Origin of the sequence: Streptomyces sp. NRRL WC-3605, from assembly GCF_001509795.1 — a bacterium.
Classification (GTDB): Bacteria; Actinomycetota; Actinomycetes; order Streptomycetales; family Streptomycetaceae; genus Streptomyces; species Streptomyces viridochromogenes.
This window is the reverse complement of the sequence record NZ_LLZN01000079.1, coordinates 155536-182530: the sequence shown is the minus strand read 5'-3', so window position 1 is coordinate 182530 and position 26995 is coordinate 155536. Positions and strand designations below refer to the sequence as shown.

The following is a 26995-nucleotide window of genomic DNA, read 5'->3' as shown; positions in this document are numbered from 1 at the left end:
GTGCAGTGGACGAAACAGAACGAACAAACTGTGTATGAAAACCGCTGGTTCACCGTCAACCTGGCAGACGTGGAGCTGCCCGACGGCCGGCACCTGGACCACTTCCTGATACGGCTGCGGCCGGTCGCCGTGGCCACCGTGGTCAACGAGGCCAACGAGGTCCTCCTGCTGTGGCGCCACCGTTTCATCACCGACAGCTGGGGGTGGGAACTCGCGGCGGGCGTCGTGGAGGACGGCGAGGACATCGCCGGCGCCGCCGCCCGCGAACTGGAGGAGGAGACCGGCTGGCGGCCGGGACCCCTGCACCACCTGATGAGCGTGGAGCCGTCCAACGGGCTCACCGACGCCCGGCACCACATCTACTGGGCCGAGGAGGGCGAGTACGTCGGGCATCCGGTGGACGACTTCGAGTCGGACCGCCGGGAGTGGGTCCCCCTCAAGCTCGTTCCCGACATGGTCGCCCGAGGGGAGGTCCCGGCCGCCAACATGGCGGCCGCGTTACTGCTGCTGCACCATCTCCGGCTGGGGCAGGACGTCCTGGGCCGGCGCACGGACCTGCCCTGGCGCGCCCCCTGAGGCGTGCTCTAGTGCCCGACGGCCTGCCAGACGGCCACGATCAGGGCGCCCACGGCGACGAGGGCGGCGACCGCGGGCAGCGGCCAGCGCGCGTGTTCCAGTGTCGTGATCCGGGAGCCGAGCTCGTCCAGCTCCTTGGCGCTCTCCTCGGTGCGGTGCGTCAGCAGAGTCAGCCCGCCCTCCACACGGGCGTAGGCGACGTCGAGCCGGCGTCGTAACTCTGCGAGTTCCCCCTGAACGGCGGGATGCTCGGGATCGGCGGTCACGTGTCCGCTCCTTTCCGCAGTCGTCTTCCATCCCTGGCGTGCGCAGCAAAGTGAACTCGCCTGGTGGACGCGTGGGGAGCGTGTGCGAACGGCATATGCGGGCCCGGCGCGCACACCGGGTGCGAAGCGCGCGGGCCCGGCACCTTTTCCGGTGCCGGGCCCGCGTGTCTGGCCGGAATCTGACGGTCAGTAATCAGCCGTCGGAGCGGAGGCCGTCAATCCGAGGCCGTCGATCCGAGGTCGTCGGGCGGCACCCGGTCATCGGCATCCGTCAGTCGGGGGACGTCAGTTGTATGCGTAGAAGCCCGAGCCGGTCTTCCGGCCGAGCCGGCCCGCGTCGACCATCCGCTGCAGCAGCGGGGGAGCGGCGTACAGCGGCTCCTTGTACTCCTCGTACATGCTCTGCGCGACGGACGCGACGGTGTCCAGACCGATCAGGTCGGACAGCTTCAGCGGGCCCATCGGGTGGGCGCAGCCCATCTCCATGCCGTTGTCGATGTCCTCACGGCTGGCGATGCCGGTCTCGAACATCCGGATCGCGGAGAGCAGATACGGGATGAGGAGGGCGTTCACCACGAAGCCCGAGCGGTCCTGGGCGCGGATGGCGTGCTTACCGAGCAGCTTCTCGGCGAAGTTCTGCGCGCGGGCGATCGTGCCCTCGGAGGTGGTGAGCGCGGGAATCAGCTCGACCAGCTTCTGCACCGGCGCCGGATTGAAGAAGTGGACACCGATGACCTGGTCCGGGCGCGAGGTGGCGACGGCCAGCTTCACCAGCGGGATCGAGGAGGTGTTGGAGGCGAGGATCGCGTCCGGCCGGGTCACGACCTGGTCGAGCACCTGAAAGATCTCCGTCTTCACCTGCTCGTTCTCGACGACGGCCTCGATCACCAGGTCCCGGTCGGCGAACTCGCCCAGGTCGGTGGTGAAGGACAGCCGCGCCACGGTCGCGTCCCTCTCCTCCTCGCTGATCTTGCCGCGTTCGGCGGCCTTGGCCAGGGAGTTGAGCAGCCGGGTGCGGCCGATCTCCAGGGCCTCGCCGGTGGTCTCGGCGACCTTCACGTCCAGCCCGGAGCGGGCGCAGACCTCGGCGATGCCCGCCCCCATCTGGCCGCAGCCCACGACACCTACGCGTGCAATATCTCCGGAGATGCCGGTCACATCGTCCCCTTCGCTGATCCACGACTGCGGCAGGTCCGCCGTGGTTCGGCGCCTGCTCCAAAAGGGCACGTTACCTTCGGCGCAGCTTGATCGATCGTTCGGGTGCCTCATGAAAGGCTGACGCCGGACCGGTCCTGTTCGTCCGGATCTGTCCTGGAACGGGGGTCCTTGACCGCGTCACCACGGGAGGTACGAAGACGATGCTGCACCGGAAGTCACCGCTGTCACGACGGGCGTTCACCGTCACCGCCCTGTCGGCACTCGTGGCGTCGGGCGGTGCCCTGACGGCGGGGACCGCCGTCGCGGGCGGCACCGACCGTGACCGACGCCACGCGGCCCGGGAGATGCGCGGGATGTGGCTGGCGACCGTGGCCAACCGCGACTGGCCCTCCCGGCAGGGCCTGAGCGCCCGGCAGCAGCGCACCGAACTCCTCGCCCACCTGGACACGGCCGTGAAGCGCCGGCTCAACACGGTGATCTTCCAGGTGCGCCCCACGGCGGACGCGCTGTGGCCGTCGCCGCACGAGCCCTGGTCGCAGGTTCTCACCGGCACCCAGGGCCGCGACCCCGGCTGGGACCCGCTGGGCACGGCCGTCACCGAGGCCCACAAGCGCGGACTCCAGCTGCACGCCTGGTTCAACCCGTACCGCATCGCCAACCACGGCGACCTCGGCCGGCTCGTCGCCTCCCACCCCGCCCGCAAGAACCCCGACTGGGTGGTGCCGTACGGCGGCCGCCTCTACTACAACCCCGGGCTCCCGGACGTCCGGGCGTTCGTGCAGCGGGCGATGCTCGACGCCGTCGAGCGGTACGCGGTCGACGCGGTCCACTTCGACGACTACTTCTACCCGTACCCGGTCGCCGGGCAGTCCTTCGACGACGACGACGCCTACGACGCGCACGGCGGCGCCTTCCCGGTCCGGGCGGCGTGGCGGCGGGACAACATCGACAGGCTGATCCGGGAGATGGCAGCGGCCGTCAAACGGATCAGGCCCGCCACCCAGTTCGGCGTCAGCCCGTTCGGGGTGTGGCGCAACGCCGCCACCGACTCCCGCGGCTCGGACACCCGCGCCGGGGTGCAGACGTACGACGACCTGCACGCGGACACCCGCACCTGGGTGCGCGAGGGCTGGATCGACTACATCTGCCCGCAGCTGTACTGGAACATCGGCCTGGCCGCCGCCGACTACGCGAAGCTCGTGCCGTGGTGGGCCGCGGTGGCGAAGGGCAGCCGGACGCGGCTGTACCTGGGGGAGGCGCTGTACAAGGCGGGTGACCCGGCGCAGCCCGCCGCCTGGCGGGACCCGGCGGAGCTGTCACGGCATCTGACGCTCGCCAAGAAGCACGCGCAGGTGCGCGGCCATGTCTTCTTCGCCGCCGAGGAGGTGGCGGCGGACCCGATCGGGGCCGTCTCCCGTGTGGTCGCGGACCACTACGGGCAGCGCGTGCCGCCCCCGGTGTGACCGGCCCGGCCGGCTGGTGCCGTGCCGGGCGCCGCGAGCCGGTGAACCTTTCCGGTCACGGCACTGGCGCCGGGCCGGCGCACACGGTCAGTGGGACATCTCCTGGTGACGGTGGCGGATCTCGGTGTCGGGGCCGGGGGAGCACAGTCCCTCGTGCCCGTCCTCGAAGCGGACGCGGTACGGAGGATTGCCCTCCGGGCCCAGGATCTCCACGATCTCGCCGACCTTGTCGTGCTGTCCGACCACCCTGCCGTGCTGGACAAGCTGGTCGCCCACGGTTGCGCGCATAGGTTGGGCCTCCTCAGCAGATGCCGGAGCAGCGGTCCGTGGCCTTGAGTCCACGGCGCCAGGCGGGAGCGGGAGGCGGGCCGGAACGGACCCGCTCAGCCACGTGCCCGCTGGGTCACGGCGATGCAGACGAGCACCGCCACGGCCGTGAGGGGGGCGGCCACCGTCAGGTGCTCGCCCAGCAGGAGCACCGACCACACCAGTGTGAGCAGGGGCTGCGCCAGCTGCAACTGGCTGGCCTTCGGGATGCCGATGGCGGCCATGCCCCGGTACCAGACGACCAGGCCGAGGAACTGCGACCCGGCCGCCACCCACACCAGCCCCGTCACGCCGTGCCAGGTCCAGTGGACGGGCTCGTGCGCCAGCGCCACCGCGGCGGCGGGCAGACCCAGCGGCAGGCACAGCACCAGCGCCCAGCCGATCACCTGCCAGCCCGGCATGGTCCGGGCCAGCCGGCCGCCCTCGGTGTAGCCGGCCGCGCACACCAGCAGCGCCGCGAACAGGTACAGGTCGGCCGTGGTCAGGGCGCCGCCGCTCTGCTGGACGGTGAAGGCGACCACGGCGGCGGCGCCCGCGAGCGCCGCCAGCCAGAAGGTCCGCGACGGGCGGGTGCCGACCCGCAGCGCGGAGAACAGGGCCGTCGTCAGCGGCAGCAGACCGACGACCACGGCGGCGTGCGCGGTGGTGGAGGACTGGAGCGCGAGCGTGGTGAGCAGCGGAAAGCCGAGGACGACGCCCGCCGCGACCACCGCGAGAGCCGCCCAGTCCCGGCGGGCGGGGAGCGGCACGCGCAGCGCCAGCAGACAGCCGCCCGCGATCAGCGCGGCCAGCACACTGCGCACGGCCACCAGCGACCACGGACCGAACCCCTCCAGACCCCAGACGGTGGCGGGAAAGGTCAGGGAGAAGGCGGCGACCCCGAGGCCGGCCTGGAGCGTGCCGCGGACGGCCGGGGTGGCCGGAGCGGCCGGGTCGGCGGAGCTGCTGACTGCTATCGGGCTCGGCGCGGTAGCGCTATTCTCGGTCCTCATGCAAGAGCGTAGCAGCGTGGGAGAGCTGGCGAATCAGTTGCGACGAGAGTTGGACCGCTACTCTCCTGGTGGAAAGCTGCCGTCGAGCAGGGCCCTCGTCGAGCGATTCCGGGTGAGCCCGGTGACCGTCTCCCGGGCCCTGGCCCAGCTGGCGGCCGAGGGGCTCGTCGTCACCCGGCCCGGCGCCGGCGCCTTCCGCGCCGAGCGGCCCGGACCGGCCGCCGCCACCGGGGACACCTCCTGGCAGGAGGTGACGCTCAGCGCGGACAGCGCCACCGAACTCGTGCCGCGCTCGGTGGACGCCTCGGGGGTGCTGGTCTCGCTGGCCGCCCCCTCGCACGGCGTCATCGAGTTCAACGGCGGTTATCTGCACCCCTCGCTCCAGCCCGAACGCGCGATGGCCGCCGCGCTGTCCCGCGCCGGACGTCGGCCCGGCGCCTGGGGACGCCCGCCCATGGAGGGCCTGCCGGAGCTGCGCGAGTGGTTCGCGCGCGGCATCGGCGGACCGGGCGGCCCGGTCACGGCCGCCGAGGTGCTGATCACCGCCGGCGGCCAGTCCGCCCTGACGACGGCGCTGAAGGCCCTCGCGCCCCCCGGGGCCCCGGTCCTGGTCGAGTCGCCCACCTACCCGGGCATGCTGGCGATCGCCCGCGCCGCCGGACTGCGCCCGGTCCCGGTGCCGGTCGACGCGGACGGCGTACGGCCCGCCCTGCTCGCGGACGCCTTCCGGGCCACCGGCGCCCGGGTGTTCGTGTGCCAGCCCCTGTTCCAGAACCCGACCGGCGCCCTGCTCGCGCCCGAGCGGCGCCGCGAGGTGCTGCGCATCGCCCGCGAGGCCGGCGCCTTCGTCGTCGAGGACGACTTCGTACGGCGGCTGGTGCACGAGGACGCCGGGCCGCTGCCGCGTCCGCTGGCCGCCGACGACACCGACGGCGTCGTCGTGCACGTGTGCTCGCTGACCAAGGCGACCTCGCCGAGCTTCAGGGTGAGCGCCCTCGCCGCCCGGGGCCCGGTGCTGGAGCGGTTGCGCGCGATCCAGGTCGTCGACAGCTTCTTCGTGCCGCGGCCGTTGCAGGAGGCGGCGGTGGAACTGGTCGGCTCGCCCGCCTGGCCCCGGCATCTGCGGGCCGTCGCAGCGGAACTGAGGGCGCGCCGGGACACCATGACCGCCGCCCTGCGGCTGTCCCTGCCCGAACTCGTCCTCCCGCACATCCCCTCCGGCGGCTACCACCTGTGGCTGCGCCTGCCCGACGGCACCGACGAGACGGCCCTGACCACGGCCGCCCTGCGCGCCGGAGTCGCGATCACACCCGGCCGCCCCTACTTCAGCGCCGAACCCCCGGCCCCGCACATCCGGTTGAGCTTCGCGGCCGTGGCGGGGGCGGGGGAGATCACGGAGGGCGTACGGCGTCTGCGGGCCGCCTGCGACGAGGCGCTGTGACCGCTGCGGTGCCGATCGGTCCCACCTGGTGAAAAACGCTCGACGGCGCCTGCCGGGCCCTGCGAATCTCGGCGCATGACCGACACCCCGCCCCTCGCCGAGGGCTACGAGATCTCCACCGACGCCGCACGCCTCGACCGCGAGCGGGTGCACCGCTGGCTGTCCACCGACGCCTACTGGGCGCTCGGACGGGCCCGGGAGAAGCAGGAGGAGGCGATCGACGGGTCGCTGAACTTCGCGGTGTACGACACGGCGTCGGGGGAGCAGGCCGCGTACGCCCGGGTCGTCACCGACCGGGCCACCTTCGCCTGGCTCTGCGACGTCTACGTCGACCCGTCGGTACGCGGCAAGGGCATCGGGACGGCCCTCGTCGGGGCGGTGCGCGAGCATCTGCGCCCGTACGGCGTCCGGCGGATCCTCCTTGCCACGCACGACGCCCACGGGGTGTACGCGAAGCTCGGGTTCGCCGCGCTGGAGACCCCGGGCCACTGGATGGCGCTGTACCTGTAACGGGCCGTGCGGCCCGTTTTGGGAGGATCCACCCGCCTGGTCCCGACCGCGCTGTGAGGGTGCGTCCACCGTCGGTGACATGGGAACGGTCCCTCTTGACCTGGTCACCTTCCCGTCACACCATCACCGCATGTCGCTTCGGGTCACGTTCGTCGCCGCCGCGCGCAGCTCGTCGCTGCTCGCCGAGCGCTTCCAGGACGACCGGCCGCTGGACCAGGCCGGCTGGGACGAGGTGCAACACGTCGCCCGCGACCTGCTGCCGCTGGCGGCAGCCGACCTGCGCTACTGCTCGCCCACCCCGCGCAGCCGTGCCACCGGCGACGCCCTCGGCTACGCCCCGCTGGTCCAGCTGGCCCTGCGGGACTGCGACATGGGCCGCTGGCGCGGGCTCACGCTGGGCGAGGCGATGGCCCGGGAGCCCGACGCGGTGGACGCCTGGCTCGCCGACCCGCGCGGCACCCCGCACGGCGGCGAGTCGCTGATCGCCTTCATCTCCCGGGTCGGCGGCTGGCTCGACACCCGGCCCGTGGAGGACGGCGACCGGATCGTCGCGGTGGCCGAGCCGTCCGTGATCCGTGCCGCGCTGGTCTACGCCCTGAAGGCGCCGCCGTCGACGTACTGGAACATCGATGTCAGACCGCTGTCGGCGACCACGGTCATCGGGCACGCCGGCCGCTGGAACCTGCGCCTGGAGGGCACCTCGGCTCAGACCACGCGCGCGTAGTCCGTGGTGAGGACCAGGTCCTTGGCCGGGCCGCGCACCCGCCACACGGTCCGCCAGTTCTCCGCGTCCCGGACCGTGAAGTCGCCCCGGTAGAGGTCCGCCGAGCACGGGTGGTCGGCGATGTGGCGGCCGTCGCGCAGGTCGAGGTCGTGGAACGGGCGACCGTCCGCGAACCGCACGTCGGCCGTGCCGGGCACGGCACCCGGCAGGAACCGCAGGGTGCGCTCCGCCGGCCGGGCCACCCCGCGCCACACGAACTCGCCGGACTCGTGGTGCAGCAGCCCGCCGTCCTCCAGCGGACCGAAAGCCGTCGTACCGGTGAAGGCGCCCTCGTCGCCGCTCGCGAGGTCGCGCACGGAACGCGCCACCCGCCACTCGCCGGCCAGATAGGCCAGCACCTCCGGCACCGGCCAGAACTCGCCCATCCCTGCCCTCTCTCCCGGCGCTCTCCAGGCACCTCGGGGTCCGCGGGACCCGTGGATGCTCGTCGTCCTCCCCATCCTGCCGCCCGGAAGCCGTCCCGAGGAACGCGATTGCATAAAACTGCGGCGATACGTATAGTCATGCCATCGAGGAGGAGGCATCCATGGCGGTACGTGCGGCAGTGGCCGGAGCGAGCGGATACGCGGGCGGGGAACTGCTGCGCCTGCTCCTGGCGCACCCCGAGGTCGAGATCGGCGTCCTGACCGGCAACAGCAACGCGGGACAACGGCTCGGGTCCCTCCAGCCGCATCTGCTGCCGCTCGCCGACCGGGTGCTGGCCCCCACCACGCCCGAGGCGCTGGCCGGGCACGACGTCGTCTTCCTCGCCCTGCCGCACGGACAGTCCGCCGCCGTCGCCGAGCAGCTCGGCCCCGACGTTCTGGTGGTCGACATGGGTGCCGACTTCCGGCTGAAGGACGCCGGCGACTGGGAGCGGTTCTACGGCTCCCCGCACGCCGGGACCTGGCCGTACGGCCTGCCCGAGCTGCCGGGCGGCCGCGCCGCGCTGGAAGGGTCCCGGCGTATCGCGGTCCCCGGCTGCTACCCGACCGCCGTCTCGCTGGCCCTCTTCCCCGCCTACGAGGCCGGCCTCGCCGAACCGGAGGCCGTGATCGTCGCCGCGTCCGGCACGTCCGGTGCCGGCAAGGCGCCCAAGCCCCACCTGCTGGGCAGCGAGGTCATGGGCTCCATGACGCCGTACGGCGTCGGCGGCGGGCACCGGCACACCCCCGAGATGATCCAGAACCTCAGCGCGGCCGCGGGGGAGCGGGTCTCCGTCTCCTTCACGCCGACCCTCGCGCCGATGCCCCGCGGCATCCTCGCCACGTGCAGCGCCCGCGCCAAGGACGGCGTGGGCGCCGGGGCGGTGCGCGCCGCGTACGAGAAGGCGTTCGCCGACGAGCCGTTCGTCCACCTCCTCCCCGAGGGGCAGTGGCCCGCCACCGCGTCGGTGTACGGCTCGAACGCCGTCCAGGTGCAGGTCGCGTACGACGCCGCCGCGGGCCGCGTCCTCGCGATCAGCGCCATCGACAACCTCACCAAGGGCACCGCGGGCGGTGCCGTCCAGAGCATGAACATCGCCCTGGGGCTCGACGAGAGCACCGGGCTTTCCACGATCGGAGTCGCGCCGTGAGTGTGACGGCAGCCAAGGGATTCACGGCGGCGGGCATCGCCGCCGGGATCAAGGAGAACGGCAACCCGGACCTGGCCCTCGTGGTCAACACCGGGCCCCGCCGAGCCGCCGCGGGCGTGTTCACCTCCAACCGCGTCAAGGCCGCACCCGTGCTGTGGTCCGAGCAGGTCCTCAAGGGCGGCCAGGTGTCGGCCGTCGTCCTCAACTCCGGCGGTGCCAACGCCTGCACCGGACCCAAGGGCTTCCAGGACACCCACGCCACCGCCGAGAAGGCCGCCGAGGTGCTCGGCCGGGGCGCCATCGAGATCGCCGTGTGCTCGACCGGCCTGATCGGCGTCCTGCTGCCCATGGACAAGCTGCTCCCCGGCATCGAGACCGCCGCCGGGCAGCTTTCCGAGCACGGCGGCGAGAAGGCCGCCATCGCCATCAAGACCACCGACACCGTCCACAAGACGTCCGTGGTCACGAAGGAGGGCTGGACCGTCGGCGGCATGGCCAAGGGCGCCGGCATGCTCGCCCCCGGCCTCGCCACCATGCTGGTCGTCCTCACCACGGACGCCGACCTCGACGACGCGGCGCTGGACAAGGCGCTGCGGGACGCGACCCGGGTCACCTTCGACCGGGTCGACTCCGACGGCTGCATGTCCACCAACGACACCGTGCTGCTGCTCTCCTCCGGTGCGTCCGGCGTCACCCCGGCCCACGAGGAGTTCGCCGAGGCGGTCCGGCAGGTCTGCGACGACCTCGGGCAGCAGCTCATCCGCGACGCCGAGGGCGCCAGCAAGGACATCAGGATCGAGGTGGTCAACGCCGCGACGGAGGACGACGCCGTCGAGGTGGGCCGCACCATCGCCCGCAACAACCTCCTGAAGTGCGCCGTCCACGGCGAGGACCCCAACTGGGGCCGGGTGCTGTCCGCGATCGGCACCACGAAGGCCGCCTTCGAGCCGGACCGGCTCAACGTCGCCATCAACGGCGTCTGGGTCTGCAAGAACGGCGGCGTCGGCGAGGACCGGGAGAAGGTCGACATGCGCTACCGCGAGGTGCACATCGTCGCCGACCTCGCGGCCGGCTCCGAGACCGCCACGATCTGGACCAACGACCTCACCGCGGACTACGTCCACGAGAACAGCGCGTACTCGTCATGAGCAACACGACGCGGAAGCACACCGCGCTCCCCAAGGCCCAGATCCTCATCGAGGCGCTGCCCTGGCTCGTCCGCCACAACGGCAGGACGGTCGTCATCAAGTTCGGCGGCAACGCCATGGTCGACGAGGACCTGAAGGCCGCGTTCGCCCAGGACGTCGTGTTCCTGCACCACGCCGGGCTCAAGCCGGTCGTCGTGCACGGCGGCGGCCCGCAGATCAGCGCCGCCCTCGACAGGCACGGCATCGTCAGCGAGTTCAAGGCCGGCCTGCGCGTCACCACCGAGGACGCCATGGACGTCGTACGGATGGTGCTCGCCGGGCAGGTCCAGCGCGAGCTGGTCAACCTGCTCAACCAGCACGGTCCGCTCGCCGTCGGTCTGACCGGCGAGGACGCGCACACCATCACCGCCACCAAGCACCAGCCCGAGATCGACGGCGAACCGGTCGACATCGGGCGGGTGGGCGAGATCACCGAGATCGACACGGGCGCGATCGAGGCCCTGCTCGCCGACGGCCGCATCCCGGTCGTCTCCTCCATCGCCCGCAGTCAGGACGACGGGCATGTCTACAACGTCAATGCTGATACGGCGGCTGCGGCACTCGCGGCTGCGCTGGGAGCGGAGACTCTCATGGTCCTCACGGACGTCGAGGGCCTCTACGAGGACTGGCCGGACAGCGACGAGGTGATCAGCCGCCTCACCGCATCCCAGCTGGAGAAACTGCTGCCAGAACTGAGCTCGGGCATGGTGCCGAAGATGGAGGGCTGCCTGCACGCCGTACGCAACGGCGTCACCACCGCCCGCGTCATCGACGGCCGGGTCCAGCACTCGATCCTGCTGGAGATCTTCACCGATGAGGGAATCGGCACGATGGTCGTGCCGGACGGGCCGGAGGGGGACGCGCAGTGACCGCCAACCAGGAGTACGCCCAGCGGTGGCAGGGTTCGCTCATGAACAACTACGGCACCCCGCGGCTCCCCCTGGTGCGCGGCGAGGGCCTGAAGGTCTGGGACGCCGAGGGCACGCGATACCTCGACTTCGTCGGCGGCATCGCCACCAACGCGCTCGGCCACGCCCACCCGGCGATCGTCGAGGCAGTCAGCCGGCAGATCGCCTCCCTCGGCCACATCTCCAACTTCTTCATGGCCGAGCCCACCGTCGCCCTCGCCGAACGGCTGCTCCAGCTCTTCGGCCGGGACGGCAGGGTCTTCTTCTGCAACTCCGGCGCCGAGGCCAACGAGGCCGCGTTCAAGCTGGGCCGGCTCACCGGCCGCACCCATGTCGTCGCCACCGACGGCGGCTTCCACGGCCGCACCATGGGCGCCCTCGCGCTGACCGGCCAGCCCGGCAAGCGCGACCCCTTCCTGCCGCTGCCCGGCGACGTCACCCATGTCCCCTACGGCGACGCGCAGGCCCTGGCCGCCGCCGTCACCGACGAGACGGCACTCGTGATCATCGAGCCCATCCAGGGCGAGAACGGCGTCGTCGTCCCGCCGCCGGGGTATCTGAAGGCCGCGCGGGCCATCACGGCCGCCACGGGCGCGCTGCTCGTCCTCGACGAGGTGCAGACCGGCATCGGCCGCACCGGCCACTGGTTCGCCTACCAGGCCCACGAGGGCGTCCTCCCGGACGTCGTCACCCTCGCCAAGCAGCTCGGCGGCGGACTGCCGCTCGGTGCCACCGTCGCCTTCGGACGGGCCGCGGACCTGCTCCGGCCCGGTCACCACGGCACGACCTTCGGCGGCAACCCGGTCGCCTGCGCCGCGGGCCTCGCCGTCCTGGACACCATCGCGGGGGAAGGGCTGCTGGAGAACGTCAAGCGGCAGAGCGAGAAACTGCGCGACGGCGTCGAGGCCCTCGGCCACCCGATGATCGACCATGTCCGGGGCGCGGGACTGCTCCTGGGTATCGTGCTCACCGGGCCGCACGCCGCCGGTGTGCAGCAGGCGGCCCAGGATGCCGGTCTCCTGGTGAACGCGCCCGCCCCCGATGTCGTACGGCTGATGCCGCCTCTGAACCTGGGGGACGACGAAGTGGAGGCGCTTCTTCAGGGCCTGCCCGGCATCCTGGACGTGGCCGCAGGGGACGGATCCGGAGAATGAGACGACGATGAGCCAGGCGCAGGACCACGGGCACAACGGGGCGAACGGGGCCCACGGGCCCGCCGTGCCGCAGACCCGCACCGCACGTCACCGCCGGATCGTGGACATTCTCAACCGGCAGCCGGTGCGGTCGCAGAGTCAGCTGGCGAAGCTGCTCGCCGACGACGGGCTGAGCGTCACCCAGGCGACGCTCTCCCGCGACCTCGACGAGCTGAACGCGGTCAAGATCCGCAACAACGACGGCGACCTCATCTACGCGGTGCCCAGCGAGGGCGGCTTCCGCACGCCCCGCGCCCCGCTCGGGGAGTCCGCCAAGGAGGAGCGGATGCGGCGGCTCTCGCAGGAGCTGCTGATCTCCGCGGAGGCCTCGGCGAACCTCGTGGTCCTGCGCACCCCTCCGGGGGCGGCCCAGTTCCTGGCCTCGGCCATCGACCAGGCCGAACTGCACGACATCCTCGGCACGATCGCCGGCGACGACACCCTGATGCTGATCAGCCGCAACCCCACGGGCGGCCAGGCGCTCGCCGACCACTTCCTGCGGCTGGCCCAGAACACCCACTGAGCCGGGGGCCGGAAGCCCCCTCAGCCCAGGCGGGCCGCCAGCCCGCCCGTGCAGCGCACCTCGTCGCCCGCGGTGATCAGCAGCGCCTCCACGTCCGGCAGCGACTCCAGCCAGGCCAGGCCCTCCCGCGACCCCATGGCGAAGGCCGCCGTCGCCCAGCAGTCCGCCCAGGTCAGCCGAGGAGCCGTCACCGTCACGGCCACCAGGTCCGTGACCGCCGAGCGGCCCGTGCGCGGGTCGACGATATGGGCGCCGCGCTCGGCCGTGCCGGAGGTGGCCACCGCCAGCTCGTCCAGGCCGGCCGCGGAGACCACCGCGGCGAGCCCCCCGGGACGCAGCGGATCGGCCACACCCACCCGCCACGGGCGGGGCCCCGGCAGGCCGAGCAGCTGCACATCGCCGCCGCCGTTCACGCTCACACCGGTCACCCCGGGGACCCCGGCGAGACTCCGCGCCGCGCGCTCGACCGACCAGCCCTTGACGATGCCCGTCGGGTCCACGCTCCCCGCGTACGACGTGCTGAACCAGCCGTCGCTCAACCGCTGCGCCTCGGCGCCGAGTTCGAGCACCTCGGCCACCTCCGGGTCGCAGGCGTCCAGCGTGATCTCCCCGCGCGCCAGCCGGGACACCTGGCTGTCGTCGCGGTACGTGCTGAACACCTCGTCCACCCGGTGCAGCCCGGCCACCGCCTCGTCCAGGGCCGACCGGACGGTGTCGGGATCCCCGCCGCGGACGTCGAAGGAGACGACCGTCCCCATGACCTCCTCCGCACGACGTACCGCGGCGGGAGCTGGTGTCGGTTCCACCACCGTGTCAGCCACCGGCCTGGTCCAGGGCCGACTGCAGGGACTCCTTGTACCCGGCGCTGGTGTAGGTCGCCCCGGACACCGCGTCGATGTCGGCGCTGCCGGCCGCCACGGCCGCCTGGTTGAGCTTCGGCACCGCGTTGGCGGTGACGGTGGTGCTCTGCCCGCCGCTCGGCGCCTTCACGGCCTCCGCCTTGGTGATCTTCCCGCCGCTGACCGTGACACGGACCTGGACCGGCCCGTACTGCGTCTGGGACACGGCCCCGGTCACGGTACGGGCCTGCGCGGCGCCCGAGCCCGACCCCTGCTCGCCCGGCCCCTGCCCGCCGGAGCCCTGCGAGCCCGAGCCCTGCCCGGCGCCCGCGGCGGCGTTGGCCTTGTCGATGGCCGACTGGAGGGACTGCTTGTACCCGGCGCTGGTGTACGTCGCCCCGGACACGGCGTCGATGTCGGCGCTCTGCGTCGCGACCGCCGCCTGGTTGAGCTTCGGCACCGCGTTCGCGGTGACCTGGTCGCTCTGGCCGCCCTTGGGAGCCTGGACGGCCTCCGCCTTCGTGATCTTTCCGCCGGCCACGGTCAGCCGGACCTGGACCGCGCCGTACTGGGTGCGCGCCGCGTCACCGGTGACCGTGCCCGACCCGGCGGCCTGCGCGCCGCCCTGCGGCGAGGCCGCGACCGGGGGCGCCGCGCCGCCGGCCGCCTGGGCGGACGCCGGGTCGGTCGCCGGCTTCAGCGACAGCAGCAGCACGATCCCCGACACGGTGGCCGCACCGGCCAGCACGAAACGCCGGATGGGGTGGCTCTTCCTCATGGCTTTCCACAGCTCCTGGAGTGGTGATGACTCGAAGTCCGGTCGCTCACATCTCGAACGACTCGTGGTGGATGCGGCGGGCGGGCACTCCGGCGCCGCGCAGCGCCTCGTACACGGACTGCGCGAACCCGGGCGGGCCGCAGAGGAAGACGTCGTGCTGGTCGATGTCCGGCAGCTTCTGCCGCAGCCGCTCCGCCGAGATGTCCGGACGCTCGCCGTCCGGGCTGTTGACCGCGTACATCAGCCGGGCACCGCGCTCGTCGGCGATGGCCGAGAGCTCGTCCCACAGCGCCAGGTCCTGGGTGCTGTTGGCCCGGTAGAGCAGGGTGATGTCGCCGGAGGCGCCCGGCAGCGTCTCGAACAGGGCCCGCATCGGCGTGATGCCGACACCGCCGGCCACCAGCAGCACCTTGCCGCGGCTGCGGCGCTGGGCCGTCAGGGCGCCGTAAGGGCCTTCCGCCCACACCTTGGTGCCGGGCTTCAGCTCGCGCAGCCGGGACGTGTGGTCGCCGATCGCCTTGACCGTGATCCGCAGCATGTCCGGGCGGGGCGCGGCCGACAGCGAGTACGGGTGGGAGCTGAAGCGCATGCCCGGCGCCTTGAACCGCCAGCGGAAGAAGTGGCCCGCCTCGGCGCCCATCCGGTGCAGCTTGCGCCCTCCGATCAGCACCGACACGATGCCGGGCGTCTCCTCGATGACGGCCTCGACGTACATCCGGTGCCGCAGGTTCAGGCGGACCGGGGTGATGACCCGGTACCAGAGCACCAGCGCGGTGACCGCGCCGTACAGCCCGTACCAGAAGGTCTTCGCGGTGGGCTCGACGGCGAACTCGTTGCCGGTGGTGATCTGGTGCCAGAACGTCAGGAACACCGCCGCGTACGTCAGCAGGTGGACGTGGTACCAGCTGTCGTAGGGGATGCGGCGCCGGATGCCGCCGATCGAGATGAACGCGATGACGAACAGCAGCCCGGTGCCGATGGCCGCCTTGCCCATGTCGGGCAGCGTGTTGACGGAGTCGATGGTCTGCTGGACGACGTCGCCGAGGGTCCGGCCGCTCTGCAGGGCGTAGGCCCACATCGTCAGGAAGACGTGCGCGATCACCAGGCAGACCGTGTAACGGCCGCTCATCGCGTGCCAGCGGGCGACCCGGTCCGAGCCGACCCGCCGCTCCAGCGCGGGCACCCGCGCCATCTGCAGGACGACCAGCGCCATCAGATAGCCGGCGAGAAGACCGGTGATGCGTCCGGCGGCGAGGATCTTCGCCGTGTTGTCCGCGAGGGACGGCGTGTTGTCCCACCACAGCCACAGCACCGCCGCCGCGCCCGCCCACAGGGCGACGACCAGCGGGACGGCCGGGGAGCGGCGCGGACGGATGCGGCGCATCGTCTGGCGTCGGGCGGCACGGCCGCCTGCGAGCGTGGTGGTCACGGTTCCTCCGGGGACGGGAGCAAGGGGGTTGACGTGGTCCCTTGGCCCAGAGATACGTGCGGGGAGGCCCGTGTGTTCAGCGGTTCCGGGTCAGTACCGGGTGATCGCGGTGGAGCCGGACGCGGTGCCGATCGCGATGTGCGGCTTGCGTCCGGGATCGGCCCATGCGAGGAGGCGTTTCATGGTGTCCCGCGGCACCGACACACAACCCGCCGTCGCTCCCCGCCCGTTGACATGAAGGAAGATCCCGGCGCCGCGCCCCTTCACCGGACGGGTGTAGTTGAAGCCGATGACGAGGGCGTGCGCGTAGCGGGAGCCGTAGGTGATCAGGTGCTCCGACTCGGCGGGCCGGCAGTCGCGGGCGAGTGGCTGGCTCCAGCGGTTGTACGCGCGCGAGTCGTTGTCCTGGCACCACCAGGAGTTCTCGCGGACCCGGCGGTAGGTGTACGCCGTCCCGGGCGGCGCGGCCTCGATGCCGAAGGCGTACGGCAGCCGGAACAGCCCGGTCGGCGTCGTGTTCGTGCCCTGCTTCCGGCGCGCCCCCTCGACCAGGCCCTTCGCCCCGAACCGCGCCGACGCCGAACCCGCCCGCACCCAGCGCCCGCCGACGCGGTCCCACCAGGTCAGCGTCCCCTTGGTGGAGCCGGTCCGCGGCGCGACGGCGGTGATCAGCTGGGTGCCGCCCCCGGTGTCGGCCATCCGGCCCGGCAGAGGACCCGGCGCTCCACCCGGCGCGGCGCCGAGCGCGAGGACGGACACGGACACGAGGGCGAGGGCGGCACGGCGCATGCCTCAGAAGCTAGAGGGAGGCAGCGGCAACGGCAGCCCGGGTAGTCCGTCCAGGCTGGTCGCGACGTACTCCTTCTTGGTGAAGTACGCGTCGAGCGAGGCGTCGTCCTCCCGGGAGAAGCGCTTTCCGTGCAGGTCGCGGTCCTCGTCGTACGTCATCAGGGGGACGGCGTACCCGCAGGTGTCCCGGATGTGCTCGGCGTGGACGACGACGACGGCGCGCAGGCCGTGCTGGGCCGGGTCGATGCCGGGGAAGTGCCCGAGCAGTTCGGGGAAGCGGGGGTCGTCGCGGAAGACGGCCTCGCCGCGGCCGTGCACGCGCACGATGTTCGGCGGCCCCTGGAAGGCGCACCACATGAGGGTGATCCGGCCGTTCTCCCGCAGGTGCGCGATCGTCTCGGCGTTGGAGCCCGCGAAGTCCAGGTAGGCCACCGTACGTTCGTCGAGGACCACGAAGGAGCCCTTCAGGCCCTTGGGGGAGAGGTTGACGGTGCCGTCGGCCGCGAGCGGCGCGGTGGCGGTGAAGAAGAGCGGCTGCTCCTCGATGAACGTGCGGAGTCTGCCGTCGATGCGTTCATATGTTTTACCCACGTCAACCGATTATGGGTGGCGTTCGTTCGGCTGTCTAAGGAATTCCCGTGCCGCCGTAGCGCCGCCGCCGCACCCCGCCCCCCGTGGGTCACCGTGGCCGCCCCGGCCGGCGTGCCAACGGGGCGGCCACGGCTGCCTGTCACGTCACCGGGTGAGCGTGCAGGCGGCGAACGCCTCCAGGCCGTCGGGCTTGGCTGCCGCGCGGCCGATGGCGGTCTCGATGCGGTTGAGGGCGGCGACGCGCTTGTCCTTGAGCGGGCCGAGGATGGCGTTCTGGACGAAGTCGGGGCCGCCCTGTCCGGCGGTGTCGGCGAGGCGCTGGTTGGCCTCGTCGATCTGGGTCCGGAGCTGGGCGAGGTTGCGGTCGACCTCGGCCTGGGCGGAGGCGGGGACGGCGGGCAGCTTCCCGGTGAGGTCGGGGCAGGTGATCGTGCCGGGACCGGCCAGGGTGCGGGCGGAGTCGGCGGCCCGTCCGTCCTCGCCGGCCAGGGCGAATCCGGCGATCACCGTGCCGGACAGCGCCACCGCGGCGGCGCCGCCGACGAACGCGACACGACGCTTGTTGTACATCGGAAGAGCCCTGGACATACGGATGCCTCACTCGGGTTCGGAGTGTCGTCGGGTGCGAACGCGGCGCCTGCGCTCGCCGGGAGATACGAGTAAGCGGTTACTCGTGTTCAACAGGAGCCCGCGCACTCCGCTCCGGTCCGGCTCGGATTGACGAATCATGCAGACCTCTGCATACTCATGCATGCCGATACGTGGTGAGCCATCCGGTGCCCACCAGCGTGGCGACGGCCCCTCGTGCACGCCAGGGCGGGCGACGCCACACCCAGACCTCCGAGGAGCACAGCGAGTGAGCAGCAACAGCGGTGACGTCCGGCTCTGGGGCGGCCGTTTCGCAGACGGTCCCGCCGAGGCCCTGGCCAAGCTGTCCGCCTCCGTCCACTTCGACTGGCGGCTGGCGCCCTACGACATCGCCGGGTCCCGTGCGCACGCGCGCGTGCTCCACGCGGCGGGACTGCTCACCGAGGACGAGCTGACCCGCATGATCGCCGGCCTCGACCAGCTGGAGGCCGACGTCGCCGACGGCTCGTTCGTGGGCACCGTCGCCGACGAGGACGTCCACACGGCCCTGGAGCGGGGCCTCCTGGAGCGCCTCGGCCCCGACCTCGGCGGCAAGCTGCGCGCGGGCCGGTCCCGCAACGACCAGGTCGCCACCCTCTTCCGGATGTACCTGCGCGACCACGCGCGGATCATCGGCGGCCTGATCGCCGACCTCCAGGACGCGCTGATCGGGCTGGCCGAGGCCCACCCGGACGTGGCCATGCCCGGCCGCACCCACCTCCAGCACGCCCAGCCGGTGCTCTTCGCCCACCACGTCCTCGCCCACGTGCAGGCCCTGTCCCGGGACGCCGAACGGCTGCGGCAGTGGGACGAGCGGACGGCGGTCTCGCCGTACGGCTCGGGCGCGCTCGCGGGCTCCTCGCTCGGCCTGGATCCGGAGGCGGTGGCCAGGGACCTCGGGTTCGAGCACGGCTCCGCCGCCAACTCGATCGACGGCACGGCCTCCCGTGACTTCGCCGCCGAGTTCGCCTTCATCACCGCGATGATCGGCGTGAACCTCTCCCGGATCGCGGAAGAGATCATCATCTGGAACACGAAGGAGTTCTCCTTCGTGACGCTGCACGACGCCTTCTCCACGGGCTCGTCGATCATGCCGCAGAAGAAGAACCCGGACATCGCCGAGCTCGCCCGGGGCAAGAGCGGCCGTCTCGTCGGCAACCTCACGGGTCTGATGGCCACGCTCAAGGCGCTCCCGCTGGCCTACAACCGCGACCTCCAGGAGGACAAGGAGCCGGTGTTCGACTCCTGCGACCAGCTGGAGGTCCTGCTCCCCGCCTTCACCGGCATGATGGCCACCCTCACGGTCAACCGCGCGCGCATGGAGGAACTGGCCCCGGCCGGCTTCTCCCTGGCCACCGACATCGCCGAGTGGCTGGTCAAGCAGGGCGTCCCCTTCCGGGTCGCCCACGAGGTCGCCGGCGAGTGCGTGAAGGTCGCCGAGGCCGAGGGCAAGGAGCTCGACGAGCTGACGGACGAGCAGTTCGCGAAGATCTCCGCCCATCTGACGCCCGAGGTGCGGACCGTGCTGAACGTGCCCGGCGCCCTGGCCTCCCGCAGCGGGCGGGGCGGCACCGCCCCGAGCGCGGTCGCCGTCCAGCTCGCCGAGGTCAAGGCCGACGTGGCCGCCCAGCACGCCTGGGCCACGGCCAAGAACGGCTGAGGCCCGCCCCGTGGGCCGGGGCGTCGCGGGTTACGTTGGTCGGGCAGCGGTACGCAGCCGACCGAACGGAGCCCGCGATGCCCTTCGCCCGACTGGCGACAGCGACGACCCCGACCTGCCACATCGGACTCGGCCTCGCCGCCGTCGGCCGCCCCGGCTACATCAACCTCGGCCGGGACGAGGACCTCGGAGCCGACCGCAGCGTCGAGGCGCTGCGCGCCCGCACCCACGAACTCCTCGACGCCGCCTACGCCCAGGGCGTGCGCTACTTCGACGCCGCCCGTTCCTACGGCCGTTCGGAGGAGTTCCTCGCCGGCTGGCTGACCGCCCGCCCGGACGTCGGCGACGTCGTCGTCGGCAGCAAGTGGGGCTACACCTACACCGCGGACTGGACGACGGACGCCGAGCGGCACGAGGTCAAGGACCACAGCCTCGCCACCTACGAGCGCCAGCGCTCCGAGACCGCCGCGCTGCTCGGCGACCGTCTGGACCTCTACCAGATCCACTCGGTCACCCCGGACAGTCCCGCGCTCACCGACAAGGAGCTGCACGCGCGCCTCGCGGAGGCCGCCGCCCAGGGCGTGACCGTCGGGTTCTCCACGAGCGGCCCGGCCCAGGCGGACGCCGTGCGCGCCGCCCTCGCCGTGACGGTCGACGGCGAACCCCTCTTCCGTACCGTCCAGTCGACGTACAACGTCCTGGAGACCTCGGTGGGCCCCGCCCTCGCCGAGGCGCACGACGCCGGGCTGACGGTGATCGTCAAGGAGGGCATGGCCAACGGGCGGCTCGCCGGCCCGGGCGCCCCCGAGGCGCTGCGGGCCGTGGCCACCGAGACGTCCCAGGGCTGCGACGCGGTCGCGCTCGCGTTCGTCCTGCGCCGGCCCTGGGCCGGAGTCGCCCTGTCGGGCGCGGCGACCACCGCGCAGCTGGCGTCCAACCTGCACGCCGCCGTGGTCGACCTGGACGAGGAGCGGCTGGCCCGGCTCACGTCCCTCGCGGAGGAGCCCGCCGCGTACTGGGAGAAGCGCGGCCGCCTGCCCTGGCACTGATCACTCGCTGCGGCGACCGGTGATGGGCCGCACGCGTGAGCCGCACGCGCCCTGAATGAGACATCGCTGTCTCACGTGCGCTACTCTCGTGTCATGGCTGTCGATCGTGACCACGTGCTGCGCAGTGCCGCGGCCCTGCTGACCCGCAAAGCCACCGCCACCATGGACGAGGTCGCCAAGGCCGCCGGGATCAGCCGCGCCACCCTGCACCGGCAGTTCGCGGGCCGTGACGCGCTCGTCCGCGCCCTGGAGTCGCTGGGCATCGCCGAGTGCGTGGCCGCCCTGGACGCGGCCGACCTCGACAACGGCTCCGCCTCGGACGCCGTACGCCGCCTCGTCCGCGCGATCGAGCCCGCCGCCGGACTCCTCGCCTTCCTCTACACCGAGAACCAGCTCTACGAGGGTGAGGAGATCAACCCCGGCTGGACCGCGATCGACGACCGCATCGCCGCCCTGTTCCGGCGCGGGCAGCTCGGCGGTGAGTTCCGCATCGACCTGACCCCGGCCTGGCTCACCGAGGCGCTGTTCGGCCTGATGGCCTCCGGCGCCTGGATGGTGCAGAGCGGCAAGGGAGCCCCCAGGGACTTCCACCACATGATCGTCGGGCTGCTGCTCGGCGGCGCACTCCGGAGAGAGGAATCATGACCAGCACCCTGCGGCCGGCGGAGACGACCGAGGCGGTGACCAGCCGTCCGGGCCGTTGGCTCGCGCTGTCCGTCCTCGTCCTCGCCGTGCTGCTGGTGGCCGTCGACGCGACCGTCCTCGGTCTCGCGACCCCCTACATCAGCGAGGACCTCCAGCCCTCCGGCACCCAGCTCCTGTGGATCGGCGACGTCTACTCGTTCGTGATCGCGGGCCTGCTCGTGTCGATGGGCAGCCTCGGCGACCGCATCGGCCGCAAGCGGATCCTGCTCGTCGGCGCCACGGCGTTCGGCGCGCTGTCCGTCCTCAACGCCTACGCCACGAGCCCCGAGATGCTGATCGCCGCCCGGGCCCTGCTCGGCGTCGCGGGCGCCACCCTGATGCCGGCGACCCTCGCCCTGATCCGCAACCTCTTCCACGACCCGCGCGAGCGCAGCCTCGCCATCGGCATCTGGGGCGCCACGGCGTCCGCGGGCACCGCCGTCGGCCCGATAGCCGGCGGATTCCTGCTCGAACACTTCTGGTGGGGTTCGGTCTTCCTGATCAACCTGCCCGTGATGGTGGTCCTGGTCGTCGTCGGCGTCCGGCTGCTGCCCGAGTCCCGCGACCCGGCCCCGGGCCCCTGGGACCTGCCCAGCGTCCTGCTGTCCCTGCTCGGCATGATCGGGGTCGTCTACGCCGTCAAGGAGGCCGCCGCGCACGGCTTCACCTGGCTCACGCTCGCCGCGGGCCTGGCGGGCGCCGGCGCCCTGTACGGCTTCGTCCGGCGCCAGCTCACTCTGCCGGCACCGCTGCTCGACATGCGGCTGTTCCGCCACCGGGGCTTCAGCGGTGCCGTCCTGGCCGACCTGCTCACCATCCTCGGCCTGTCCGGCCTGGTGTTCTTCCTGTCGCAGTTCCTGCAGTTGGTGCAGGGCAGGGGACCCCTCGAAGCCGGTCTGGCGGAACTTCCCGCGGCGATCGGCGCCGTGGTCGCCGGGCTGGTCGCGGGACGCGCGGCCCGCCGCTTCTCGGTCCGGGCCGTCGTCTCGGCCGGCCTCGCCGCGATCGGCGTGGCGCTCGCCGTGCTCACGGTGATCGACCGCGGCACGGGCTACCCCCTGCTGGGCGCGGCCCTCCTCGTGGTGGGCGTCGGCGCGGGCTTCTCCTTCACTGTGACGTCCGACGTGATCCTGTCCTCCGTGCCGAAGGAACAGGCGGGCGCCGCGTCGGCGGTGTCGGAGACGGCGTACGAACTCGGCGCGGCCCTCGGCATCGCGGTGCTCGGCTCGATCGTCACCGGCGTCTACCGGGGCTTCACCGGTCCGGCCGGCACCCCGGCCGCGGCCCACGAGTCCCTCGGCGGCGCGGTGGAGGCGGCGGCGGGCCTGCCCGCCCGGACCTCCGAGGCGATGCTGGACGCGGCCCGCACCGCCTTCGTGGACGGCCTCGCCCTGGCGGCGGGCGCCGGAGCGGCCGTCCTGCTGGCGGCGGCGGTGGCGGCCTGGTTCCTGCTGCGCGGTCAGCGACTGGACGACTCGGCGTCGCGGTGAGCCCCGAGGGTCACGCCGCTTCCTTGGCCTTGCTGGCGTACATGTCCACGTACTCCTGGCCGGACAGCCGCATGACCTCGGCCATCACGGAGTCGGTCACCGCCCGCAGCACATAGCGGTCGCGGTCCATGCCCTCGTACCGGGAGAACTCCATCGCCTCGCCGAAGCGCACGGTCACCTTGCCCGGGCGGGGCATGCCGGCGCCGTTCGGCTGGAGCTTGTCCGTGCCGATCATGGCGAAGGGCACGACCGGCGCGCCCGTCATCAGCGTCAGGCGGGCGATGCCGGTGCGGCCCCGGTACAGCCGCCCGTCGGGGGAGCGCGTGCCCTCGGGGTAGATGCCGAAGACCTTGCCCTCCTCCAGGATCCGGCGCCCTGTCATCAGCGCGGCGACACCGCCGCGGCCGCCGTCCCGGTCCACCGGGATCATGCCGACGCCCGTGAAGAACCAGGCCATGAGGCGGCCCTTGAGGCCCTTGCCGGTGACGTACTCGTCCTTGCCGATGAAGTAGACCTGCCGGTCGCACACCAGCGGAAGGATCATCGAGTCGATGAACGTGAGGTGGTTGCCGGCCAGGATGACCGGACCGTCGCCAGGGATGTGCTCCACGCCCTCCACCTGTGGGCGGAACATCAGGCGCATGATCGGTCCGAGCACTGCCTTGATGAGCGCGAAGCGGGACAACGGGCCCTCCGGTGTCAAGGGATTCATCTATGTCTGTGCAGGTGAGGACGATACTCGCGGTCACCGCGATCACGCACATCGGGTACGCCGACTTCACCCAGGTCTTACTCGCCGTTGACCTGCGTTCACCTGCGGTGACGCGGCGCCGATGGGCCGTAACGCGGCCGCAACGGTGTGACGGACGTCGCTCGGGCGACGCATTCCGGGTTCCCCGCCCGGGCGTGGCGAATCCGACGCCCCGTCACCTCGTAGCCCTCACACGCCATCCCGTGTCACCCGTGTGTTCGGCCCGGGGTCTCCCCTCTGTCATGGACGCGCACCTACGATCGGCGCGCACCGACGCATCGAGGCAGGAAGGGCGCTCATGGGAACCCAGGACAACGAGCAGACCGCCACCACCGGACGGCGGACTCTTCTCGGCGCGGCCGTACTCGGGGCGGGAGGCGTCCTCGGGCTCTCCGCTCAGGCGGCCGCCGCCGGCGGCGGGCACGGCGGAGGCGGCGGGCACGGCGGGGGACTGAAGAGCCTGCCGAAGCCGACGGTCATCGGACACCGCGGCGCCAGCGGCTACCGGCCCGAGCACACCCTCGGCTCCTACCAGCTGGCCCTCGACCTCGGCGCCGACATCGTCGAGGCCGGCGACCTCGTCCCCACCCGGGACGGGCACCTCGTCTGCCGGCACGAGCCGGAGATCGGCGGCACCACCGACGTCGCGAGCCACCCCGAGTTCGCCGGCCGCAGGAAGACCAAGTCGCTCGACGGCGTCCCGACGACCGGCTGGTTCACCGAGGACTTCACGCTGGCCGAGCTGAAGACCCTGCGGGCGACCGAGCGCATCCCGGCCAACCGCCCGCACAACACCCTCTACGACGGCCGCTGGGAGATCCCCACCTTCGAGGAGGTCCTCGCCTGGCAGGACGAGCAGACCCGCAGGCGGGGCAGGCAGGTCTGGATCTACCCCGAGCTCAAGCACCCCACCTACTTCCGCGAGCAGGGCCTCGGCCTGGAGGAGCGGGTTGCGGGGGTGCTGCGCCGGCACGGCAAGGACCGCAAGGACTCGCCCGTCATCCTCCAGTCCTTCGAGCCCACCTGCATCCAGCGCATGGACAAGCTCGTCGGCAACCCGCTCGTCGTCCTGCTCTCCGGCGCGGACACCCGCCCCTGGGACTTCGGGACGACGGGCGACCCGCGCACCACCGCCGACCTGGTCACCCCGGCCGGGCTGCGGGAGATCGCCTCCTACGCCCAGGGCATCGGCCCCACGCTGGACCTCGTCATCCCCAAGGACGCGGCCGGGAGGCTCACCACCCCCACCACCCTGGTCCGGGACGCGCACCGGGCGGGCCTCCTCCTGCACCCCTACACGATGCGCAACGAGAACCCGTTCCTGCCCGCCGAGTTCCGCAAGGGCACCGACCCGGACGCCTACGGCGACGTCTTCGGCGCCTACCGCGTGTACTTCGCCACCGGGATCGACGGGGTCTTCACCGACAACCCCGACACCGGCCTGCTGGCCCGCCAGGACTTCGTCAACCGCTGAGGCGCGGGCCCCGGTTGGGGTGAGCCGCGGCCGCCCGGGCAACCCCGCGCCCGGCCGGCCGCGTCGTGCCGCACATGAGGGACGACCTGGTGACCACCCTGCGCCCGCTGCTCGCCGCCGAGGCCCGGGCCGAGGCGTCCGCCTCCGGAGCCGAGCCCGCCGACCTGGAACAGGCGGTGTGGCTGCGCCTCCTGGAACACCTCGACGCGGACGGCCCGCCCGCCGACCCGCACGCCTGGCTGCGCCGCGCCGTCCGCGCGGAGTCCCGCCGCTGCCGCCGTACGGCCCGGCACGAACGGCCCTACGAGCGCGAGCCCGTCGCCGACACCGACCGGCACGACCCCGAGGGTCTGGCGCTGGCCGCCGCCCGCCGCCGCGCCCTGCGCGACGTGGTCCGCCGGCTGCCCGGCCGCTGCCCCCGTCTGCTGGAGGCGCTGCTGTCCCCGGACGACCCGACCTACCGCGAGATCGCGGGGGAGTTGGGTATCTCACAGGGCAGTCTCGGCCCGGAACGTTCCAGATGCCTGGGATGTCTCCGACGATTGCTCACGCCGGAGGTTGCGGCCCGCGGTGCGCGGGGATAGGAGTGAGGGACTACCGGTGATCAGGTGAGCGGGAGGCGTGCGCACATGGGCATGAGCGTGACCATCTCTGCGGCGACCGAGCAGGACGCTGAGCAGATCTTCAGGCTGCAGTACCTGTGCTTCCAGAGCGAAGCCGCGCTGTACGGCAACTACCGCATCGCCCCGCTGTTCCAGAGCCTGGACTCGGTCCGGGCCGAGGTCGCCGCGGACTGCGTCTTCGTGGCCCGTCTCGGCGAGGAGGTCGTCGGCTCGGTCCGCGGCCATGTCACCGAGGACGGCGCCGCCGCCATCGGCAAGCTCTGCGTCCACCCCCGTCTCCAGGGCCACGGCATCGGCGCCCGGCTGCTGCGCGCGGCCGAGGCCGCCCTCGCCGAGCAGCGCGGCGCCAAGCGGTTCCGCCTGGAGGCCGGTCACCGCAGCGAGGGCAACCTCCGCCTCTACCGCAAGGTGGGCTACGCGACGGTGGGCACCGCCCAGGGCGCCGACGGCGTCCCGATGATCGTCCTGGAGAAGGAGGCGGGCGCCTTCGCCACTACGGCGTGACGGCGCGGGCCCCGCGGAGCCAGTACAGGGCCGACAGCGGCAGCAGGACCGGGATGAAGAGATAGCCCATGCCGTAGTCGGACCAGACGGTCGCGTCGGGGAACGCCGAGGGCTCCACCAGGGTCCAGGTGCCGACGACGAGGACGCCCACGAGCTCGGCGGCGCAGCACACCAGCGCCGCCCTGCGGGCCCGTTCCCCGCCCCGCACCAGCGTGTACGTGATGAAGCCGTACACCACGCCGGCCACCGCGGACAGCGTGTAGGCGAGCGGCGCCCGGCCGAAGTCCGTCGCGATCTGGTACGCCGAGCGCGACACCGCGCCGACCACCATCACGCCGTACAGCCAGACCAGCAGCACGCCGGGCCCGCTGATCAGCCGCGCCGGCCTGTCCTCGGTGGTGGCCACCTCAGCCTCCCCAGATGTCATAGAGCCGCACCTCCAGCACGGCCAGCACCACGCCGCCCGCGGCGACCGTCACCGAGCCCCACTTGGACCGCTCCGCCAGCGACATGAAGCCCGCCGCCGGCACGCACGCGAACGCGCCCAGCAGATACGCCACGAAGATCGTCGTGCCCTGCTCCGGCTTCTCGCCCCGCGCCAGCAGCACGATCCCGACGACCAGCTGCACCAGCGCCAGCACCGTCACGACGGCCATGCCGATGAAGTGCCAGTCCTTCGTCGGCTGGTCACGGTGGGCGGCCCAGCCGCACCACGCGGCGAGCAGCAGCGCGGCGACACCGGTCACCAGCATCAGGGCAGCGAACATGCCGGTGAGCCTATTACGGGCCAAAAGACCTGATGCGGCCGCCCCCGGACAGCGGTC

30 protein-coding genes and 1 pseudogene are annotated in these 26995 nt (G+C 72.5%); 17 read left to right on the top strand and 14 right to left on the bottom strand.

The window, feature by feature from the left end:
* Positions 1–576 (top strand): NUDIX hydrolase, encoded by a 576-nt coding sequence (locus ADL34_RS26945; protein WP_079034368.1) that lies wholly within the window; start codon positions 1–3, stop codon positions 574–576.
* 8 nt (positions 577–584) lie between these two features.
* On the opposite strand, the gene ADL34_RS26940 is transcribed toward ADL34_RS26945, so the two are convergent.
* Together ADL34_RS26940 and ADL34_RS26935 are read right to left on the bottom strand one after the other, a co-directional pair.
* Positions 585–842 carry a hypothetical protein gene (locus tag ADL34_RS26940; RefSeq protein WP_062671979.1) on the bottom strand — a complete coding sequence of 86 codons (258 nt, stop codon included), beginning with the start codon at positions 840–842 and terminating at the stop codon, positions 585–587.
* 285 nt (positions 843–1127) lie between these two features.
* On the bottom strand, positions 1128–2000 hold the full coding sequence (locus ADL34_RS26935; RefSeq protein ID WP_062671977.1) for a 3-hydroxybutyryl-CoA dehydrogenase: 873 nt from the start codon (positions 1998–2000) through the stop codon (positions 1128–1130).
* Positions 2001–2200: 200 nt separating this feature from the next.
* On the opposite strand from ADL34_RS26935, the gene ADL34_RS26930 reads away from it, so the two are divergent.
* Positions 2201–3463, top strand: a complete 1263-nt coding sequence (locus tag ADL34_RS26930; RefSeq protein ID WP_199835639.1) for a glycoside hydrolase family 10 protein — start codon at positions 2201–2203, stop codon at positions 3461–3463.
* A gap of 87 nt (positions 3464–3550) precedes the next feature.
* On the opposite strand, the gene ADL34_RS26925 is transcribed toward ADL34_RS26930, so the two are convergent.
* Both ADL34_RS26925 and ADL34_RS26920 read right to left on the bottom strand, forming a co-directional pair.
* Positions 3551–3751: a DUF1918 domain-containing protein gene (locus ADL34_RS26925; protein WP_062671975.1), complete on the bottom strand. Its 201-nt coding sequence runs from the start codon at positions 3749–3751 to the stop codon at positions 3551–3553.
* A gap of 95 nt (positions 3752–3846) precedes the next feature.
* Complete coding sequence (locus ADL34_RS26920) at positions 3847–4782, bottom strand: DMT family transporter (RefSeq protein ID WP_062671973.1); 936 nt, start codon at positions 4780–4782, stop codon at positions 3847–3849.
* On the opposite strand from ADL34_RS26920, the gene ADL34_RS26915 reads away from it, so the two are divergent.
* The 3 genes from ADL34_RS26915 to ADL34_RS26905 all read left to right on the top strand — a co-directional run bounded on the left by ADL34_RS26915 (position 4781) and on the right by ADL34_RS26905 (position 7457).
* Positions 4781–6223, top strand: coding sequence for a PLP-dependent aminotransferase family protein (locus tag ADL34_RS26915; RefSeq protein WP_062671971.1), 1443 nt, complete (start codon positions 4781–4783; stop codon positions 6221–6223). The genes ADL34_RS26920 and ADL34_RS26915 overlap by 2 nt on opposite strands.
* 75 nt (positions 6224–6298) lie before the next feature.
* The gene (locus ADL34_RS26910) at positions 6299–6733 is read left to right on the top strand and encodes a GNAT family N-acetyltransferase (RefSeq protein ID WP_062671969.1); all 435 of its coding nucleotides are present in this window, start codon (positions 6299–6301) and stop codon (positions 6731–6733) included.
* 130 nt (positions 6734–6863) lie between these two features.
* Complete coding sequence (locus tag ADL34_RS26905; protein ID WP_055622931.1) at positions 6864–7457, top strand: histidine phosphatase family protein; 594 nt, start codon at positions 6864–6866, stop codon at positions 7455–7457.
* Here ADL34_RS26905 and ADL34_RS26900 read toward each other — a convergent pair.
* The gene (locus ADL34_RS26900; RefSeq protein WP_062671967.1) at positions 7439–7882 is read right to left on the bottom strand and encodes a DUF6314 family protein; all 444 of its coding nucleotides are present in this window, start codon (positions 7880–7882) and stop codon (positions 7439–7441) included. The two genes, ADL34_RS26905 and ADL34_RS26900, sit on opposite strands and share 19 nt — an antisense overlap.
* Positions 7883–8043: 161 nt before the next feature.
* Here ADL34_RS26900 and argC point away from each other — a divergent pair, with 161 nt between their 5' ends.
* Genes argC through ADL34_RS26875 form a run of 5 tightly spaced genes read left to right on the top strand, consistent with a single transcriptional unit; the run spans position 8044 to position 12883 of the window.
* Positions 8044–9072 (top strand): N-acetyl-gamma-glutamyl-phosphate reductase, encoded by a 1029-nt coding sequence (gene argC / locus ADL34_RS26895; RefSeq protein ID WP_062671965.1) that lies wholly within the window; start codon positions 8044–8046, stop codon positions 9070–9072.
* The gene (argJ, locus tag ADL34_RS26890; protein WP_062671963.1) at positions 9069–10220 is read left to right on the top strand and encodes a bifunctional glutamate N-acetyltransferase/amino-acid acetyltransferase ArgJ; all 1152 of its coding nucleotides are present in this window, start codon (positions 9069–9071) and stop codon (positions 10218–10220) included. Before argC ends, argJ begins: the two co-directional genes overlap by 4 nt.
* Positions 10217–11128, top strand: a complete 912-nt coding sequence (argB, locus tag ADL34_RS26885; RefSeq protein WP_062671962.1) for an acetylglutamate kinase — start codon at positions 10217–10219, stop codon at positions 11126–11128. Before argJ ends, argB begins: the two co-directional genes overlap by 4 nt.
* The gene (locus ADL34_RS26880; protein WP_062671960.1) at positions 11125–12321 is read left to right on the top strand and encodes an acetylornithine transaminase; all 1197 of its coding nucleotides are present in this window, start codon (positions 11125–11127) and stop codon (positions 12319–12321) included. The genes argB and ADL34_RS26880 overlap by 4 nt, the downstream gene beginning before the upstream one ends.
* Positions 12322–12328: 7 nt before the next feature.
* Positions 12329–12883 carry an arginine repressor gene (locus ADL34_RS26875; protein WP_062671958.1) on the top strand — a complete coding sequence of 185 codons (555 nt, stop codon included), beginning with the start codon at positions 12329–12331 and terminating at the stop codon, positions 12881–12883.
* Between the two features lie 20 nt (positions 12884–12903).
* On the opposite strand, the gene ADL34_RS26870 is transcribed toward ADL34_RS26875, so the two are convergent.
* The 6 genes and pseudogenes from ADL34_RS26870 to ADL34_RS26845 all read right to left on the bottom strand — a co-directional run.
* A complete protein-coding gene (locus ADL34_RS26870; protein WP_062671955.1) occupies positions 12904–13641 on the bottom strand; it encodes an FAD:protein FMN transferase in 738 nt (245 codons plus the stop codon).
* 55 nt (positions 13642–13696) lie between these two features.
* On the bottom strand, positions 13697–14500 hold the full coding sequence (locus ADL34_RS26865; RefSeq protein ID WP_062671954.1) for an FMN-binding protein: 804 nt from the start codon (positions 14498–14500) through the stop codon (positions 13697–13699).
* A 46-nt stretch (positions 14501–14546) separates the two neighbouring features.
* Positions 14547–15929: a ferric reductase-like transmembrane domain-containing protein gene (locus ADL34_RS26860; RefSeq protein ID WP_062671952.1), complete on the bottom strand. Its 1383-nt coding sequence runs from the start codon at positions 15927–15929 to the stop codon at positions 14547–14549.
* Positions 15930–16019: 90 nt separating this feature from the next.
* A complete protein-coding gene (locus ADL34_RS26855) occupies positions 16020–16718 on the bottom strand; it encodes a L,D-transpeptidase family protein (protein ID WP_062671950.1) in 699 nt (232 codons plus the stop codon).
* A gap of 3 nt (positions 16719–16721) precedes the next feature.
* Complete coding sequence (locus ADL34_RS26850; protein ID WP_062671948.1) at positions 16722–17309, bottom strand: pyridoxamine 5'-phosphate oxidase family protein; 588 nt, start codon at positions 17307–17309, stop codon at positions 16722–16724.
* 153 nt (positions 17310–17462) lie between these two features.
* Positions 17463–17897, bottom strand: a pseudogene (locus tag ADL34_RS26845) (hypothetical protein); the annotation flags it as partial.
* Positions 17898–18165: 268 nt separating this feature from the next.
* Between ADL34_RS26845 and argH the strand changes: the two are divergent.
* The 4 genes from argH (at position 18166) to ADL34_RS26825 (ending at position 22819) form a co-directional block, all read left to right on the top strand.
* A complete protein-coding gene (gene argH / locus ADL34_RS26840; RefSeq protein WP_062671944.1) occupies positions 18166–19596 on the top strand; it encodes an argininosuccinate lyase in 1431 nt (476 codons plus the stop codon).
* A 77-nt stretch (positions 19597–19673) separates the two neighbouring features.
* A complete protein-coding gene (locus tag ADL34_RS26835) occupies positions 19674–20645 on the top strand; it encodes an aldo/keto reductase (protein WP_062671942.1) in 972 nt (323 codons plus the stop codon).
* A gap of 93 nt (positions 20646–20738) precedes the next feature.
* Positions 20739–21290 carry a TetR/AcrR family transcriptional regulator gene (locus tag ADL34_RS26830; protein ID WP_062671940.1) on the top strand — a complete coding sequence of 184 codons (552 nt, stop codon included), beginning with the start codon at positions 20739–20741 and terminating at the stop codon, positions 21288–21290.
* Entirely contained in the window at positions 21287–22819 is a 1533-nt protein-coding gene (locus ADL34_RS26825) for an MFS transporter (RefSeq protein WP_062671939.1), read from the top strand. The genes ADL34_RS26830 and ADL34_RS26825 overlap by 4 nt, the downstream gene beginning before the upstream one ends.
* A gap of 10 nt (positions 22820–22829) precedes the next feature.
* Here ADL34_RS26825 and ADL34_RS26820 read toward each other — a convergent pair whose 3' ends face one another.
* On the bottom strand, positions 22830–23504 hold the full coding sequence (locus ADL34_RS26820; protein WP_062671937.1) for a lysophospholipid acyltransferase family protein: 675 nt from the start codon (positions 23502–23504) through the stop codon (positions 22830–22832).
* 364 nt (positions 23505–23868) lie between these two features.
* Here ADL34_RS26820 and ADL34_RS26815 point away from each other — a divergent pair, with 364 nt between their 5' ends.
* From ADL34_RS26815 to ADL34_RS26805, 3 genes are all read left to right on the top strand, one after another.
* A complete protein-coding gene (locus tag ADL34_RS26815; protein WP_062671935.1) occupies positions 23869–25044 on the top strand; it encodes a glycerophosphodiester phosphodiesterase in 1176 nt (391 codons plus the stop codon).
* Positions 25045–25118: 74 nt separating this feature from the next.
* Complete coding sequence (locus ADL34_RS26810) at positions 25119–25628, top strand: RNA polymerase sigma factor (protein WP_062671932.1); 510 nt, start codon at positions 25119–25121, stop codon at positions 25626–25628.
* 45 nt (positions 25629–25673) lie between these two features.
* The gene (locus ADL34_RS26805) at positions 25674–26171 is read left to right on the top strand and encodes a GNAT family N-acetyltransferase (protein WP_062739823.1); all 498 of its coding nucleotides are present in this window, start codon (positions 25674–25676) and stop codon (positions 26169–26171) included.
* On the opposite strand, the gene ADL34_RS26800 is transcribed toward ADL34_RS26805, so the two are convergent.
* Both ADL34_RS26800 and ADL34_RS26795 read right to left on the bottom strand, forming a co-directional pair.
* Positions 26161–26598, bottom strand: a complete 438-nt coding sequence (locus tag ADL34_RS26800) for a hypothetical protein (RefSeq protein ID WP_062671919.1) — start codon at positions 26596–26598, stop codon at positions 26161–26163. The genes ADL34_RS26805 and ADL34_RS26800 overlap by 11 nt on opposite strands.
* On the bottom strand, positions 26579–26938 hold the full coding sequence (locus tag ADL34_RS26795; protein ID WP_062671917.1) for a hypothetical protein: 360 nt from the start codon (positions 26936–26938) through the stop codon (positions 26579–26581). The genes ADL34_RS26800 and ADL34_RS26795 overlap by 20 nt, the downstream gene beginning before the upstream one ends.
* Between the last annotated feature and the right edge of the window lie 57 nt (positions 26939–26995).

Coding starts and splice junctions, on each gene's coding strand:
- ADL34_RS26925 (WP_062671975.1), bottom strand. CDS start 3,751: ATGCGCGCAACCGTGGGCGACCAGCTTGTCCAGCACGGCAGGGTGGTC.
- ADL34_RS26905 (WP_055622931.1), top strand. CDS start 6,864: ATGTCGCTTCGGGTCACGTTCGTCGCCGCCGCGCGCAGCTCGTCGCTG.
- ADL34_RS26810 (WP_062671932.1), top strand. CDS start 25,119: ATGAGGGACGACCTGGTGACCACCCTGCGCCCGCTGCTCGCCGCCGAG.
- ADL34_RS26870 (WP_062671955.1), bottom strand. CDS start 13,641: ATGGGGACGGTCGTCTCCTTCGACGTCCGCGGCGGGGATCCCGACACC.
- ADL34_RS26805 (WP_062739823.1), top strand. CDS start 25,674: ATGGGCATGAGCGTGACCATCTCTGCGGCGACCGAGCAGGACGCTGAG.
- ADL34_RS26930 (WP_199835639.1), top strand. CDS start 2,201: ATGCTGCACCGGAAGTCACCGCTGTCACGACGGGCGTTCACCGTCACC.
- ADL34_RS26835 (WP_062671942.1), top strand. CDS start 19,674: ATGCCCTTCGCCCGACTGGCGACAGCGACGACCCCGACCTGCCACATC.
- ADL34_RS26915 (WP_062671971.1), top strand. CDS start 4,781: ATGCAAGAGCGTAGCAGCGTGGGAGAGCTGGCGAATCAGTTGCGACGA.
- ADL34_RS26910 (WP_062671969.1), top strand. CDS start 6,299: ATGACCGACACCCCGCCCCTCGCCGAGGGCTACGAGATCTCCACCGAC.
- argC (WP_062671965.1), top strand. CDS start 8,044: ATGGCGGTACGTGCGGCAGTGGCCGGAGCGAGCGGATACGCGGGCGGG.
- ADL34_RS26815 (WP_062671935.1), top strand. CDS start 23,869: ATGGGAACCCAGGACAACGAGCAGACCGCCACCACCGGACGGCGGACT.
- argB (WP_062671962.1), top strand. CDS start 10,217: ATGAGCAACACGACGCGGAAGCACACCGCGCTCCCCAAGGCCCAGATC.
- ADL34_RS26875 (WP_062671958.1), top strand. CDS start 12,329: ATGAGCCAGGCGCAGGACCACGGGCACAACGGGGCGAACGGGGCCCAC.
- ADL34_RS26795 (WP_062671917.1), bottom strand. CDS start 26,938: ATGTTCGCTGCCCTGATGCTGGTGACCGGTGTCGCCGCGCTGCTGCTC.
- ADL34_RS26825 (WP_062671939.1), top strand. CDS start 21,287: ATGACCAGCACCCTGCGGCCGGCGGAGACGACCGAGGCGGTGACCAGC.
- ADL34_RS26865 (WP_062671954.1), bottom strand. CDS start 14,500: ATGAGGAAGAGCCACCCCATCCGGCGTTTCGTGCTGGCCGGTGCGGCC.
- ADL34_RS26830 (WP_062671940.1), top strand. CDS start 20,739: ATGGCTGTCGATCGTGACCACGTGCTGCGCAGTGCCGCGGCCCTGCTG.
- ADL34_RS26800 (WP_062671919.1), bottom strand. CDS start 26,598: ATGACATCTGGGGAGGCTGAGGTGGCCACCACCGAGGACAGGCCGGCG.
- ADL34_RS26900 (WP_062671967.1), bottom strand. CDS start 7,882: ATGGGCGAGTTCTGGCCGGTGCCGGAGGTGCTGGCCTATCTGGCCGGC.
- ADL34_RS26920 (WP_062671973.1), bottom strand. CDS start 4,782: ATGAGGACCGAGAATAGCGCTACCGCGCCGAGCCCGATAGCAGTCAGC.
- ADL34_RS26855 (WP_062671950.1), bottom strand. CDS start 16,718: ATGCGCCGTGCCGCCCTCGCCCTCGTGTCCGTGTCCGTCCTCGCGCTC.